Here is a 13384-nt window from a genome sequence, read left to right as displayed (position 1 = left end):
ATTTTCCCTGATTTTATTCAGCTGGCTTACTGCTCCGAGACGTATTGGACCTTAATCTTGTCCTGGGTAACGCTCAGTTCCTTCATTACAAAATCCACGATGCCGACCGCCTGCTTCACATCCAGCTTATCGCTAAGCACCACGATCGTGTAGGCATCGCCAGCTTCTTCTTTCACAATAGCCTCGCCGTATTTTTGTTGAAGCTTCTCTTCAATCCCGGTGATCTTGGACTCTTTCTCTTCCAGCTTGCTGAGCTGCTCCTGGGCTGCTGCATTCTCAGCCGGTGTCTTATCCATATCGTTAATCAGCGCCAGCAGATCATTGTGATCCTTCAGGTTCTTCTGTTCGCGTTCGTACAGGTAGTTCGTGAACAGGCTGCTCGCCGATACGCTCTGCGAAGCCACTTCATCCAGAATCGCCTCGTCGTCCTTCGCCGGAGTCTTGTCTACAGCGGCTGACGTATCCTTGCTGTCTTTGCTGTCTTTGCTGTCTTTGCTGTCCTTGGTATCCTTGGTGTCCTTATTTTCCTTGCTGTCCTTGCTACCAGCTGTATCCTTGCCTTTATCAGCCGTAGTAGTGGCCGCCTTGTCCGTTGCAGCAGTTGTATCCTTGGCAGTGTTACTGCTGTCAGCAACCACACTGCTGTCATCTATCACGGCCGGAGTCGTGCTGTCATCCGTTGCCACTGTCGATGCCGCTTCATCCTTGGTGGTCTTGCTGCTGTCATCCACGGTTCCTACTGCAATTCCTTTGTCCGTGCTGACCTCTTTGATGACAAGTCCGCTGTCCAGCGTAGTCGCGGTTCCGCCGCCCGTTCCGTCTTTTATAGTGTCCACCTGGATGCTGCCTGCGGTTTCTTTGGGGATGGGAGCCCCCGTATCTTCCGTGAACAGATAATATGCAGAGAGCACTACCATCAAACTGAGCATAGAAACCAGCCAAATCGTTTGTCTTTTGCCCTTCATTGTTTATACCTCCTATAATTTTGTTGCCAGCCCTCTTGTCGTCTGTGCCCGTGTGTATCGTACAAGCCTCTTCTGTTAAAGCATATGCCGGGGTTGCCGGAGACATGCCTATTCCTGCTTGCGCGGGACAACAGAAATCCGGTAGACCGGTACGTTAAGCCCTTTTTCAACCGCCTGCTCAATCAGACTGCGCACGACCTTGTTCTCTGCCCCTTTGGCGACCACCAGCACTCCCCGTACCTGAGGCTTCACCCGCTTGGTGATGATCGGAGCCTCGTTCCCTGACTGGCTGTAAGTGACGATCTGGCCGTCCCTGGTGTACTGGGTGGTATGGCGTTTACCGCCGCTGGCATCCGTTTCTTCACTTTGCTGCTGTGAGTCGTTCATATTGCGCTGCACGATTATCTCTTCTGTGGAATCTACGGTGACCATAATGTCCACAGTACCGACCCCCACGATTTTCTCCAGAATCTCCTTCGTGCGGTTCTCCATCGCCAGTTCGATGCTGTCAAAAGAATTCGCGCTCCCGGTGTCCTGCTGCAGGACTGTCTGCGAGGTCCCGCTGTCCGGCGGTTCACGCCCTGTGTTCTCGTTGTCCAGCTTCTTCACATTCACGAAGGAGTTGAACAGCATAATTGCAACACCCAGCAGGCCGATAATGATCAGCCAGCGGAAGGTGTGGCTGCGCTTCGGGCTGCCGTTGCCGCCTCCGGCCCACTGCTCCAGCTTTTTCAGCCAATTGCCCATTGATTTCCCTCCTTCAATTATGATTTCACGGTACCGCCCCCGCTGCTTTGCACCTTGATCAGAGCGGGGTCCAGGTTCCAGTTCTTCTCCAGCAGCTGGATAATTGTTCCGGCTTCTTCCGCCTGGGTCTCCTGCACTCCCTCAGTGCCGCTCCCGGAAGAGGAGGACGCCGGAGTCGAACCACCACCTGAGGATGACGCTTCCTGCGCTTCACCCTCTCCCCCGCTGCCTTCCAGGCTGACCTGGACCGGCTCCACAGGGTTAATCTGTATCGGCCCGGCTGACGGGAGGGATGATGCGCCCCCACCCTGGACAGCCCCTCCAGAGGCGCTCTGCTCCGGCGGAAGTGCTACCGTAACCGAGGAGATCAGCGGCACCTCCTCGCCGAGCGGCGCATTTGGATTCGGGCCCATGGCCAGGGCCACCGTCACCTTTACCCCGCCGAGCCCGGTGCTCCCGGTAATCTGGTCGCGCATCTGGCCGGCGATTTCCTCGGCAGCCAGCTTCAGGCTCTGCTCACGTGCTCCGGCGGCAAGCATCCGCCCGTCTGCCAGAATCTTGTCCAGCGAATCCGGTGCGCCCTCCGCTCTGTTCAGCAGCCCCCCGCTTCTCTCCTGCTGCTGCATCGCCACGGTCAGTTCCTTGCTCGCATCCCCCTTCAGCAGGGAGATTATCGGGCTGAGCATCGTCAGCAGAACCAGCAGGCTGAGCACCAGTCTGGCGTAGCGTTCCATGGATTTACTGGGCAGCAGCATCTCCACGAATGCAGCCATCAGTACGACGAGAATCAGCTCATGGAGCCAACTGCTGAGCCAGGACATGGCGCACCTCCTTAACATTTCGTTCTATCGCATCATCACGGTCACATTGCCCGCAGTCAGCATAATGGTTACAGCCAGGAAGAACATCAGCGAGACGGCCGCCAGCGCCGCGAAGACATAAATCATGCTTTTGCCGATCGTCTGCAGGCAGGTCACGATCGGTGTCTCGCCCAGCGGCTGCATGACGGCGGCGGCCAGATTGTAGATCAGGGCGAGGATCAGAATTTTGATTGCCGGGAACGCGCACAGGAAGAGGATAATGATCACTCCCGACAGCCCTATGGCGTTCTTCACCAGCAGCGAGGCCGAGATAACCGTGTCCGTAGCATCCGCGAACATTTTACCGATCACCGGCACGAAATTCCCTGTAATATATTTGGCCGCGCGTATGGTCACTCCGTCTGTAACCGAGCTGGTAATCCCCCGGACGGAGATCACGCCGAGAAACACCGTCAGCAGCACTCCGAGCAGCCCGGCTCCGATATTGCGCAGCAGGTTGGCCAGATGAGTCAGCTTGTATTTCTCCGACATCGCGCTTACCAGATGCAATACCGCCGAGAAAAACAGCAGCGGGAAGACCAGCGTATGAATCAGCGTGCCTACGGTATGGATCATGAATACGATCAACGGATGGGTCACCGACACCGTGACGATATTGCCCATCGAGGCCAGCAGCGCGAACAGCAGCGGAATCATAGCCATCATGAAGTCGATCATCCGGTCGATAGCATCCTTGGCATAGCCGATAGCGACATTGAAGCTGTTAACGGCGATGACCAGCACCACCATGTAGCAGAGCATATAAGCGATCTTGCTGACGGATTTCCGTTCAAAAGCAGTCTGCAGCGTTTCCAGAATCATACTCAGCACACTGATCATCACAATCGTGACCAGCAGCTTGCCGTTGTAGAGCACCTCATGCCACATGAAGTTCATCAGGCCGGACAATACGCTTTTGAAGCTTAAGCCCTTATCTCCCGGCAGCAGCATATCCATCAAGGAAGGCGTCCGTCCCTCCGGGAAAAATCCACCGTAATCCTTCATCAGCTGGTCCCAGTAAGACTCTACTTTGTCTTTTGGCAGATGCTCCACCTGCCCTTTCACCCACTGGTCAACAGGAGACGCAGGGCCTCCGCTGCCGCCTGCAGCCGGGGACGAAAGAACCGGAGCCGTGCTTGCAGCATCTGCAGCACCCGCAACACTTGCGGCGCTTGCCGTGCTTCCACACAGCAGAAGCAGCTGGAGCACCAGCAGCAGGGCTGGCAGCAGCAGGAGCACTTTTCCCCCTTTTGGCGGCCGGAAAATATGATGCTCCTGCATTCCTCTCACCTCCGCTTTACTCCAACTTGTCCGGCATGTCCGCTGTATCAGGCTGGCAGCAGCTTCATGACCGTTTCAATAATAATGCTGATAATCGGAACAGCCAGCACCATGATCAGCACCTTGCCGGCCAGCTCAATCTTGGAAGCAATCGATTCCTGACCGGCATCCCTCACGATCTGCGCCCCGAATTCCGCAATATAGGAGATGCCGATGATTTTGAACACAGTTTTGATATGGATCATTTCCATCCCGGAGGATTCCGCGACCCGCTCCAGCGTACCGAGAATCGTTCCGATCTTGCCGATCAGGAACAGGAAGATCAGAATGCCGGCCGCAGTGGTCAGCAGGAAGGCGAATACCGGCTTTTGCTCCTTCAGGACGAGGATAAGGACCGTCGCCAAGATGCCAATTCCCACAATCTGAATGATTTCCATAACTTCAGCCTACTGAAAAAGAAAAATCGTTTTGATTTCCTGCAGCAGCCCATCCAGCATCCGGATGACCATGAACAGGACGATGATAAAGCCGACAATCGTTACCCAGTGGGCGATATCCTCTTTGCCCATCTGCTTAAGCACCGTGTGGATCATGGCGATAATGATGCCGATGCCGGCAATCTGAAAGATCGCATTGACTTCAATATTCATTCCTGGCACCTCGCTAAAAGATCAAAATGACGATCAATGCTCCAAGCAGCAGCCCCAGGCTTTTGCTCACCTTCTCATACTTGCCCTGATCTTCTCTGGCCGCTGTCTCCTCCTGCTTCAATTGCTGTAAAGCCAGTGCAATATGCGTGCTCTGATTCGGCCGGTCACTGGTGCCGAGCGTGCAGCTTAGCTGCCGGATGATCTCCTTCTCCGTGCCCCGCAGCGATGCGCTGCTCCAGTGGGCTTCCATCGCCCGCCGGATGGCCTCTTCCGCACTGTAGTTATGCGGCGGGTTCATCTCCTCCGCCGCCGTAAGGAAGAAAGCTCTCAGCGGCTCCTTCGTCTGCATCCCGATTCGGCGCAGCGCCTCCGGCAGCGGCGTATAGCCATACTGGATCTCGGTCTCCAGCCGCTGGAGCGCGGCAATCAAGGCCCGGATATGCCTCGGCCGGTCGGCATACTGGGCCGCCCGCTTGAAGCCGGCCAGGGTTCCCGCCAGCACGATCAGTACCGCGCCAAGCAGCTTAAGCATGACGGTCACCCCCTGACACCGGCTGCTGCTCCGGAGAGACCAGCAGCAGCCCGCGCTTCTGGGCGTCCAGAATGCGGAAGGACAAGCCGGAGGCTCCGCGGTGCAGTATCACATACCGCTCGAACATCCGGTGCTCCAGCAGCCCGCCAAGTCCGGGCCGCCGGGCAAGCTCGGACACTTCCTTGCCGTGCGCGGAAGCGACCACCGAGATCCCGGCGTGCAGCGCCTCGGTCACCGCCTCTGCGTCCTCCACACGGCCGATTTCATCGGCGATCAGCACATCGGGCGACAGGGAGCGGATCATCATCATCATGCCCTCCGCCTTGGGGCAGCCGTCCAGAATGTCCGTACGCGGCCCGACATCGAAGGCCGGAATTCCCCGGCGGCTGCCCGCGATCTCGGAGCGTTCGTCGACGATGCCGACCTTCAGCCCCGGCCGGCTGCCTTCCCGGACGCCGCTTGTACCTGCCGACAGCTGCCTGGCCAGATCGCGCAGCAGCGTGGTCTTGCCATGCTGCGGCGGGGACAGAATCAGCGTATGCATAACCCGCTGCCGCCCCCGGTCCAGCAGATACGGCAGCACGCCATCGGCGATGCCGTGCACCTCACGGGCAATCCGCACGTTGAAGCCCGTAATATCGCGCAGATGCTCAACGCCGCCTCCGCTCAGCACTGTCCGGCCGCAGAGGCCGATCCGGTGTCCGCCGGGGATGGTGATGAAGCCCTTGCGCAGCTCCTCTTCCATCGTATAGAGGGAATGATTGCTGATGAGGTCCAGCAGCCGGTGTGTATCCTCCCGGTCCGGCCGGTACGCCTCGCCGGGAAGCTGGGTCAGGGTACCGCCGGCACCGATGAAATGATACTTGCCGGAATAGTTGATCTCCAGCGGCCGTCCCTCACGGACGCGAATCTCCTCCACCTTGTCCAGGAGCGCAGCGGGGAGGCCGCCGAGCAGCGCTCTTACTTTTTCGGGAAACAACAGAAGCCAGTCATTTGCCATACCAGGTACCCCCAAGCTGTCCTCTACTAAATAGCTTTATTTCATATTTATGCTTGTACTTATGCTTTATGCCTATCATCTATCATTTCTTGAGAATCCCGAATAAGAGAATAGCCACCCCGCAGCCAATCCAGCCCAGCTTGCCCCAGGACAGCTGCTCTGCCATCCCTGTAAGGCCGACAGCCGTGGTCAGAATGAGGATTGTAGGGCCGACAAGCGCCAGTCCCGAATTGACAGCCAGCGCCTTATCCACCTGATTCAGCTTCAGCATAATCAAGGCCGCCGCAATCTCCACACTGCCAGACAGCAGCCGCAGAGCCGACATCCAACTTACATACTTGTCCAAATATCCCAACTCCCTTTTTACAAATCTATGACACCGCCCGCCGTTTCACTGCAAATCAAACAAGCTGTTATCCATGGATATGCGGAAGGGGGCGACTTTAGACAAGAAGAAATGGGGATACTAGCGGAGATTTCAGGAGGTGTGAAAGAAATCATAGTGCCGCCCTCTATAAAAAAATATCATCGGTATGATAAAATTAATTTTGCTGTATCAAAAGATAACTGAGCAAAGAAGGGGACCACAGTCATGCAAGTTCGCAATTTCGTAGTACCGCTTGTATCAGGAACGATAGCCAGACAGGTAAAAGAGATAGCTATTATTGTATTTTCAGCCTTTCTTGTAGCAGCCGGGCTCCGCCTGTTCCTGATTCCGCATCAACTGCTCAGCGGAGGTGTTGCCGGGACAGCTTCCATCATAGGGTATTTGACCCATCCCAAATTTATCTCGCTGTACTATTTCGCCATCAATCTCCCGATCCTGATCTGGGGCTTCGTCGCCGTGGGCAAAAAGTACATCTGCTATAGCATGCTGTCTGTCCTGTGTACCACCTGGTTCCTGACCGTTATCCCTGTGGTGAAGCTCACCAAGGACCCGATTCTGGCCAGTATCTTCGGGGGGGTGATTATTGCGGGAGGGGTGGGCTTCTCGTTGCGGGCAGGCGGTTCTTCCGGGGGCTTCGACATTCTCGGCTCGATCATTACCCGTAAGCGGGATATTCCCATGGGCACCGTGTTGTTCGTCATGGACGGCCTGGTGATCTTAAGTCTCGGCTTCTTCAAAAGCTGGGATTCCGCGCTCTACGCGATGCTCTGTATCTTCGTCAAAAGCCGGGTGGTGGACATGATCCATATCCGCCATGTCAAGCTGACCTGCTTCATTGTCACCAAGGAGCGCGAGAAAATGCTGAACCGGCTGACCAGTCTGCCGCACGGCATCACCGTTGTGAACGCGGAGGGCGGGTACAGTCACGAGGGCAATACGATGCTGATGACCGTAACCACCCGCTATGAGCTGGCAGATCTGCGCAAGACGATTCTGGAGACCGATCCGAAATCCTTCGTTAACGTGCTGGAGACCGTGGAGATTATGGGCAGGTTCCGGCGGCTGAGCTAGCGAGTGCATGGTGCAGGCCATTCCTATCCTTATGTATGATACACAAAAGAGTGCTGTTCTCCGCTTTTGCGGGTAACAGCACTCTTCTGTAATTACGATACCTTCCGGCAGGCTTAGCGGCGGTCCTGTGGACCTCCAACGAAGGCTTGCTCTTCTGTATCCAGGTTATAAGCGGTATGCAGCGCCTGAATAATCTGCTGCAGGTTGCCGGATTCAATCACACACGATACCTTTATCTCGGAAGTGCTCACCATCTTGATGCTCACGCCTTCATTCGAGATCACCTCGAACATTTTGGCGGCAACCCCCGGGTGGCTGACCATCCCGGCGCCGACAATCGACACCTTGACCAGACTGTCCTCGGAAGTCACTTCACGGTAAGGCAATACGCTGTGCAGCCCCTCGATGACTTCCTTGGCCTTCTCAAGATCGCCAAGCGCTACCGTAAAGGAGAAGTCTGCTGTCTTGTTCTGCACTCCGCTCTGCACGATAATGTCAACATCCACGCCCTCATCGGCCAGCTTGCCGAATACCTGGGCGAGTACACCCGGCACATCAGGAACTCCCAGAATACTGATCCGGGCCACATTCTTGTCATAGGCAATTCCGCTTACCACTACACCCTGCTCCATGCTTGCTTCCTCCTTCACCACAGTACCTTCATTATGGTTAAAGCTTGATCTTACGACCAGCTTCACTTGATATCGTTTGGCATATTCCACGGCACGCGGGTGCAGCACAGCTGCCCCGAGATTCGCCAGCTCCAGCATCTCGTCGTAGGAGATTTCCTTCAGCTTGCGCGCCGTCTTCACAATGCGCGGGTCAGTCGAGTAGATACCGTCTACGTCAGTGTAGATCTCGCAGACATCCGCTTTGATCGCTGCAGCCAGCGCAACCGCTGTCGTATCCGAGCCTCCGCGGCCCAGCGTGGTGATCTCGCCATCCAGCGTCATGCCCTGGAAGCCGGCTACAATCACAATCTGCTCACGCTCCAGCGACTCCAGCACCCGGCGCGGAACAATCTCACTGATCCGTGCCCGCCCGTGGGTCTCATCGGTACGGAACCCGGCCTGCCAGCCTGTATAGGATACGGCATTCCGGCCGATTCCATGAAGCGCAATCGACAGAAGCGCAACGGAGATCTGCTCTCCGGTAGTCATCAGCATATCCATCTCACGTGCGGGGGGCTGACCGTTCAGCTGATTCGCCTGATCGATCAGATCATCTGTGGTATCTCCCATAGCGGAGACCACCACAACGCAGCGATGTCCTTCATCCTGCTTGGCTGCGATCCGCCCGGCGACCCGCTTCATACGTTCAATGTCGCCGACGGAGCTGCCCCCGAATTTCATGACATAAAGTGACAAAGTTCCATTCACTCCCTATTTCGCTCTAAAGTAGCTTAAATTTTGGTTAACGCTTTAACACAGTATAATACGAAAATCATAACATGCGTTAATGGTTTCACAAAATAAAATGCCCATTTTTGAAGAACCTGGCCTTAACCCCGAACCCGCCACGGCCTTCTCGGTCTCCATTCAGGTGCACTAGTGCTCCTCATTCGCTCGTCCAGCAAGCTTTAGCCCAATTCAGGTGCACTAGTGCTCCTCATTCGCTCTTCCAGCACGCATTAGTGCAATTCTGGTGCACTAGTGCACCTCATTACTCTCCTTCACTCCACATTCCGCCCCACCGGAGACGTCCGTCAGAGGGATTTATCCCTTTGATTCCGAATGTGCCGCCCGCTTTCTGCGAATCTGAGGGATTTCTCCCTTTGATTTACCCGTCCTGTCCACTTTTAGCTTAATCAAAGTGATTAATACCTTTAATCCCCACGTTCAGCTAACATTCCGCTAAACCAGAGGGATTTATCCCTTTTATCATTTTTATCCCCTTTTCCCATAACTTCTTCCCTCTCACCCAGCAAGCCATAGCAAAAAGACCTCCGCCGCATCAAGCGGGGAGGCCCTCAAGTTACATCTGGAATCCAAAAAGGCTCCTATGCGCGGGAGATATATTTACCTTCGCGGGTATCGACCAGGAGAACATCTCCTTCATTGATGAACAGCGGTACCTGGACCGTATGACCGGTCTCCAGAACAGCGGCTTTGGTTGCGCCTTGAGCCGTGTTACCTTTAACGCCTGGTTCGGTCTCGGTAACCTTCAGCTCTACGCTGGTCGGCAGGTTAATCCCGAGGATTTCGCCCTGGTAGCTGACGATATTCACGGTCATGTTCTCTCTGAGGAAGTTAAGCTCCCATTCGAGCTGCTTGGCTGTCAATTCGAACTGGTCGTAAGTCTCATTGTCCATGAACACATGTTCAGAGCCGCTTGCATACAGGTACTGTACGCCACGGTTCTCGATGATGGCGCGGCCAATCGTTTCACCCGCACGGAAAGTGCGTTCAACCGTATTGCCGTTACGCAGGTTCTTCAGCTTGGAGCGGACGAAGGCTGCGCCTTTACCCGGCTTCACGTGCTGGAAATCTAGGACGGTGAAGATGTCCCCTTCTACTTCTACGGTCAGGCCTGTCTTAAAATCGTTAACTGAAATCACAAAAAATCCCTCCTGGAATCCATAAATGAACTGAATGATAGTGTCTTACAGTACCAAATAATCCTTCGATGAATGTGTCAGCAGCGTGATGCCGCTCTCGGTAATGACAATATCATCTTCAATCCGTACGCCGCCAAGGCCCGAGAGATAGATTCCCGGCTCCACAGTGACAACCATCCCCGGCTGGATGATTTCATCCGCCAGCTTGGATAACCGCGGCCATTCATGTACTTCCATCCCGAGACCATGGCCTGTACTGTGGCCGAAGTACTCACCATACCCGTAGCGGGTGATGATATCACGGGCCAGGGCATCACATTCACGGCCGGTCATGCCGGGCTTGATATGCGCCAGCGTATGAAGCTGCGCTTCAAGCACAATATCGTAGATCTCCTTCAGCTTAGGGTCCGGTGATCCCAGAGCAATCGTACGGGTCACATCGGAGCAGTAACCGTCCAGGAGCGCGCCGAAATCGAAGGTGACGAATTCGTTGTTCCCGATAACCTTGCTGCTGGCTACACCATGCGGCATAGCTGAACGCTCCCCTGAAGCGACGATCGTATCGAACGAAGAGGAAGTTGCACCATGCGTACGCATGTAGAACTCCATTTCCAGATCGACATCGCGTTCTGTCATGCCCGGCTTGATCACATTCAGGATATGACTGAACGTGGCGTCTGCCAGATCGGCAGCCCGCTGCATCACAGCCAGCTCTTCCTCGTCCTTGAACATACGCAGGTTCTCAACAGCCTTCGATACCGGTACCATAGCTGCCGGGGCAAGAGCCTCCGCATAAGCGGTGTACGCACTGAAGGTCACATCATCCTGCTCGAAGCCGACACGGACTTGTCCGCCCTTCGGCAGCAGTTCCCGCACGGTGTCAATGAATTTCGAGTCATGCTGTACCACCTTGAGGCCATTCACCTGTTCCGAGGCCTGTGTCATATACCGGAAGTCCGTCAGCAGGTAACTCTCATCACCGGTAACCAATACATACCCGGAGGAGCCGGTGAACCCACTCAAATAGCGGCGGTTGTATCCGCTGGTAATTAACATCGCATCCAGTCCCAGTTCCTGCAGAACCTTACGCAGCTTGGAGACGCGCTTGTTGCCCATTTTCATTCTCCTCTCGAAATAGCCACATTGTATTTTACCATAGCGGCAGGCCAACTGAGAAGTTTTTTCGAAGGGCCTAGGCCAGCTTCGTCTGCTGTTCGCGTTTGCGTTCATCCGTATACTCGATTGCCGCCGTATATCCGATGAATAATCCCCAGAGCAGGAAGAGGCAGAATTCGCTGATCACCGTGTTCCACGGCAGCTTGAACGGCGGCTGGAGCAGAAATAAGCGCGAGCATGCCAGGAACAGAACCGACCACCACAACACCCCGTATATCATTCCAGGCCAAGGGCCGTTAAGCTTCCGGAAAATAAACACGTAGATCAGGGAAGCCAATACGGAGAGTACAATGAAGCATAAATAACCGAGCAGATTCCCGGCAGGGGTCAGCAGAAATTCATGTTTGAAAAAAGGCTCCGCCAAAAATCCCGGAATGACCTTGGTAAAGTGCAGAACATACATCAGCCAGTGCAATCCACCCCAGATTAAACCGGCGAAATAACCTAGTTCAATGGAGAAATAAAAAGGATTCGTCTGAACGTTTTTGGGCTTGCTTGAAGAACTCATAGAGCCGCCTCTCTTTCGGTATGGGGTTAATCCGGTTTCCACTCCGCTCTCTATACCTAGTATGTACAGCTAACGGCAATCCAACTAGTAATGTGTTTAAAAATTAGTTACAATGTATTATATAAATCATATCAATATACGGGAAGGTGAATTGGTTGTCCCAGGAAACTCCCAGTTACGGCGGCCAAGCCGTCATCGAAGGCGTCATGTTCGGCGGCAAGCATGTCAACGTAACAGCAGTAAGACGAAAGAATCAGGAGATTACATTTTTGGAGGTGCCGAAGAGCGATAAGAGCTGGGTCCTTAAACTGCGCAAGATTCCGCTGCTTCGCGGCATTGTCAGTATTATAGATTCCAGCGCCAAAGGCTCGAAGCATTTGAACTATTCGGCAGAATCCTATGCCGAGGACGAGACGGAACCTGAAGAGCTTGCCAAGCAGCAGGCGAAGGGCAAGGACAAAAAGAAGGACGAAGGCTGGAGCCTCGGAATGATCTTCGGTGTAGCTATAATGGGGATTCTTTCTTTCCTGTTCGGCAAGCTGATTTTTACGCTGGTCCCGGTATTCGTAGAAGATTTTTTGTTCAAGAATGTATTTGACAACTATATTCTGCACAACCTTGTGGAAGGCGGCATCAAGCTGATTCTCCTGCTCGTCTATCTCTGGGCGATCTCCCAGACGCCAGTGATCAAGCGGCTCTTCCAGTATCACGGAGCTGAGCATAAGGTCATCAGCGCCTTCGAAGCCGGTGAAGAGCTGACCGTAGCGAACGTACAGAAATACAGCCGTCTGCATTACCGCTGCGGAAGCAGCTTCATGATGCTGACGATTATCCTCGGTGTGATTATCTACTCGGTCGTCCCGTGGGATTCCCTGATGGAGCGGGTGCTGCAGCGTATCGTTCTTTTGCCGGTGGTCATCGGAATCTCGTTCGAGGTACTGAAGGGCACGAATGCGGTAAGAGATATTCCCGGCCTTAAGTATCTGGGGTACCCGGGCCTGTGGCTGCAGCTGTTGACTACCAAGGAGCCTAAGGACGATATGGTAGAGGTGTCGATCGCTTCCTTCAACCGGATGCGGGAGCTGGACGCTGCAATTGAAGCAAAAGGATATTCGGAGGCAAGTGTGTCAGGCGGCATTTTGGATCCTGCGAAAGGATGATTAGCCAATGATCAGACATGCTTTGATATTTTGGATTACGACAGCTCTTGCCGTATGGGGCCTGGTGCTAGATATTATGGCCCGCGGCCTGATGGCCCTGTCCATCTTCATCTTACCCCTGATTCTGCTGGGACTGTTGTATTACGCCTACAAGGTAGCCCCGGGAAGAATGGGAGGCGGACCCGGACGTCCGCGCACCAAGGTTAAGCCTTCGGCCAAGACGATGTCCAAGGTTGCCGGCATCCGCAAGACCTCTGGCTCACCCGGTAAGCGCAAAAGCTATCCCTTCCAGGTCATCGAAGGCAGTAAGGGTAAGAATGACGATCAGTTGCCCAAATATCACTGAATACTGAATTTAACGATGTTGAGTTACAAAAGGCATCCCGCACATGATTTCATCACGTGGGGATGCCTTTTTTTTGTTTTTGGGACCCCCGCAAAGTACCTGAGTCATCATCGAAGCTAAAGCCGCACTTTGTGGGGTTATTT

The 13384-nt window shown here is 54.4% G+C and carries 16 protein-coding genes; 3 read left to right on the top strand and 13 right to left on the bottom strand.

Annotated features, from left to right (window positions below):
* Nucleotides 1-26: 26 nt before the first annotated feature.
* The 9 genes from MKX42_RS12210 to MKX42_RS12170 form a co-directional block, all read right to left on the bottom strand.
* Nucleotides 27-965 (bottom strand): SpoIIIAH-like family protein, encoded by a 939-nt coding sequence (locus tag MKX42_RS12210; protein ID WP_340752732.1) that lies wholly within the window; start codon nt 963-965, stop codon nt 27-29.
* 108 nt (nt 966-1073) lie between these two features.
* Nucleotides 1074-1712 (bottom strand): stage III sporulation protein AG, encoded by a 639-nt coding sequence (spoIIIAG, locus tag MKX42_RS12205; RefSeq protein WP_340752731.1) that lies wholly within the window; start codon nt 1710-1712, stop codon nt 1074-1076.
* A gap of 17 nt (nt 1713-1729) precedes the next feature.
* Nucleotides 1730-2533 carry a stage III sporulation protein AF gene (spoIIIAF, locus tag MKX42_RS12200; protein ID WP_340752730.1) on the bottom strand — a complete coding sequence of 268 codons (804 nt, stop codon included), beginning with the start codon at nt 2531-2533 and terminating at the stop codon, nt 1730-1732.
* A 24-nt stretch (nt 2534-2557) separates the two neighbouring features.
* Entirely contained in the window at nt 2558-3853 is a 1296-nt protein-coding gene (gene spoIIIAE, locus MKX42_RS12195; protein ID WP_340752729.1) for a stage III sporulation protein AE, read from the bottom strand.
* Nucleotides 3854-3900: 47 nt separating this feature from the next.
* Nucleotides 3901-4290 (bottom strand): stage III sporulation protein AD, encoded by a 390-nt coding sequence (gene spoIIIAD / locus MKX42_RS12190; protein ID WP_036698407.1) that lies wholly within the window; start codon nt 4288-4290, stop codon nt 3901-3903.
* A 9-nt stretch (nt 4291-4299) separates the two neighbouring features.
* Entirely contained in the window at nt 4300-4503 is a 204-nt protein-coding gene (gene spoIIIAC, locus MKX42_RS12185) for a stage III sporulation protein AC (protein ID WP_020426549.1), read from the bottom strand.
* Nucleotides 4504-4516: 13 nt separating this feature from the next.
* Nucleotides 4517-5035: a stage III sporulation protein SpoIIIAB gene (gene spoIIIAB, locus MKX42_RS12180; RefSeq protein ID WP_339249529.1), complete on the bottom strand. Its 519-nt coding sequence runs from the start codon at nt 5033-5035 to the stop codon at nt 4517-4519.
* Complete coding sequence (gene spoIIIAA, locus MKX42_RS12175; RefSeq protein ID WP_340752728.1) at nt 5028-6035, bottom strand: stage III sporulation protein AA; 1008 nt, start codon at nt 6033-6035, stop codon at nt 5028-5030. Before spoIIIAA ends, spoIIIAB begins: the two co-directional genes overlap by 8 nt.
* An 82-nt stretch (nt 6036-6117) precedes the next feature.
* The gene (locus MKX42_RS12170) at nt 6118-6381 is read right to left on the bottom strand and encodes a YqhV family protein (protein ID WP_425355101.1); all 264 of its coding nucleotides are present in this window, start codon (nt 6379-6381) and stop codon (nt 6118-6120) included.
* Nucleotides 6382-6627: 246 nt separating this feature from the next.
* On the opposite strand from MKX42_RS12170, the gene MKX42_RS12165 reads away from it, so the two are divergent.
* A complete protein-coding gene (locus tag MKX42_RS12165) occupies nt 6628-7494 on the top strand; it encodes a YitT family protein (protein ID WP_340752727.1) in 867 nt (288 codons plus the stop codon).
* 113 nt (nt 7495-7607) lie between these two features.
* On the opposite strand, the gene MKX42_RS12160 is transcribed toward MKX42_RS12165, so the two are convergent.
* The 4 genes from MKX42_RS12160 to MKX42_RS12145 form a co-directional block, all read right to left on the bottom strand.
* Nucleotides 7608-8861: an aspartate kinase gene (locus MKX42_RS12160; RefSeq protein WP_340752726.1), complete on the bottom strand. Its 1254-nt coding sequence runs from the start codon at nt 8859-8861 to the stop codon at nt 7608-7610.
* Between the two features lie 632 nt (nt 8862-9493).
* Nucleotides 9494-10051 carry an elongation factor P gene (gene efp / locus MKX42_RS12155; protein ID WP_036731916.1) on the bottom strand — a complete coding sequence of 186 codons (558 nt, stop codon included), beginning with the start codon at nt 10049-10051 and terminating at the stop codon, nt 9494-9496.
* Nucleotides 10052-10096: 45 nt separating this feature from the next.
* Nucleotides 10097-11167: a M24 family metallopeptidase gene (locus tag MKX42_RS12150; RefSeq protein WP_340752725.1), complete on the bottom strand. Its 1071-nt coding sequence runs from the start codon at nt 11165-11167 to the stop codon at nt 10097-10099.
* A gap of 76 nt (nt 11168-11243) precedes the next feature.
* Nucleotides 11244-11735, bottom strand: coding sequence for a YqhR family membrane protein (locus MKX42_RS12145; RefSeq protein ID WP_340752724.1), 492 nt, complete (start codon nt 11733-11735; stop codon nt 11244-11246).
* Nucleotides 11736-11941: 206 nt separating this feature from the next.
* On the opposite strand from MKX42_RS12145, the gene MKX42_RS12140 reads away from it, so the two are divergent.
* Together MKX42_RS12140 and MKX42_RS12135 are read left to right on the top strand one after the other, a co-directional pair.
* A complete protein-coding gene (locus MKX42_RS12140; protein WP_445669372.1) occupies nt 11942-12895 on the top strand; it encodes a DUF1385 domain-containing protein in 954 nt (317 codons plus the stop codon).
* 7 nt (nt 12896-12902) lie between these two features.
* The gene (locus MKX42_RS12135) at nt 12903-13241 is read left to right on the top strand and encodes a hypothetical protein (RefSeq protein ID WP_340752721.1); all 339 of its coding nucleotides are present in this window, start codon (nt 12903-12905) and stop codon (nt 13239-13241) included.
* Nucleotides 13242-13384: the final 143 nt, after the last annotated feature.

Source organism: Paenibacillus sp. FSL R7-0204, assembly GCF_038002225.1.
GTDB lineage: Bacteria > Bacillota > Bacilli > Paenibacillales > Paenibacillaceae > Paenibacillus_AQ.
This window is presented reverse-complemented; position numbering and strand designations above follow the sequence as displayed.

Excerpts from the sequence above, each read along its gene's own strand:
- MKX42_RS12210 (WP_340752732.1), bottom strand. The coding sequence starts at position 965 with ATGAAGGGCAAAAGACAAACGATTTGGCTGGTTTCTATGCTCAGTTTG.
- spoIIIAG (WP_340752731.1), bottom strand. The coding sequence starts at position 1,712 with ATGGGCAATTGGCTGAAAAAGCTGGAGCAGTGGGCCGGAGGCGGCAAC.
- spoIIIAF (WP_340752730.1), bottom strand. The coding sequence starts at position 2,533 with ATGTCCTGGCTCAGCAGTTGGCTCCATGAGCTGATTCTCGTCGTACTG.
- spoIIIAE (WP_340752729.1), bottom strand. The coding sequence starts at position 3,853 with ATGCAGGAGCATCATATTTTCCGGCCGCCAAAAGGGGGAAAAGTGCTC.
- spoIIIAD (WP_036698407.1), bottom strand. The coding sequence starts at position 4,290 with ATGGAAATCATTCAGATTGTGGGAATTGGCATCTTGGCGACGGTCCTT.
- spoIIIAC (WP_020426549.1), bottom strand. The coding sequence starts at position 4,503 with ATGAATATTGAAGTCAATGCGATCTTTCAGATTGCCGGCATCGGCATC.
- spoIIIAB (WP_339249529.1), bottom strand. The coding sequence starts at position 5,035 with ATGCTTAAGCTGCTTGGCGCGGTACTGATCGTGCTGGCGGGAACCCTG.
- spoIIIAA (WP_340752728.1), bottom strand. The coding sequence starts at position 6,035 with ATGGCAAATGACTGGCTTCTGTTGTTTCCCGAAAAAGTAAGAGCGCTG.
- MKX42_RS12165 (WP_340752727.1), top strand. The coding sequence starts at position 6,628 with ATGCAAGTTCGCAATTTCGTAGTACCGCTTGTATCAGGAACGATAGCC.
- MKX42_RS12150 (WP_340752725.1), bottom strand. The coding sequence starts at position 11,167 with ATGGGCAACAAGCGCGTCTCCAAGCTGCGTAAGGTTCTGCAGGAACTG.
- MKX42_RS12145 (WP_340752724.1), bottom strand. The coding sequence starts at position 11,735 with ATGAGTTCTTCAAGCAAGCCCAAAAACGTTCAGACGAATCCTTTTTAT.
- MKX42_RS12140 (WP_445669372.1), top strand. The coding sequence starts at position 11,942 with ATGTTCGGCGGCAAGCATGTCAACGTAACAGCAGTAAGACGAAAGAAT.
- MKX42_RS12135 (WP_340752721.1), top strand. The coding sequence starts at position 12,903 with ATGATCAGACATGCTTTGATATTTTGGATTACGACAGCTCTTGCCGTA.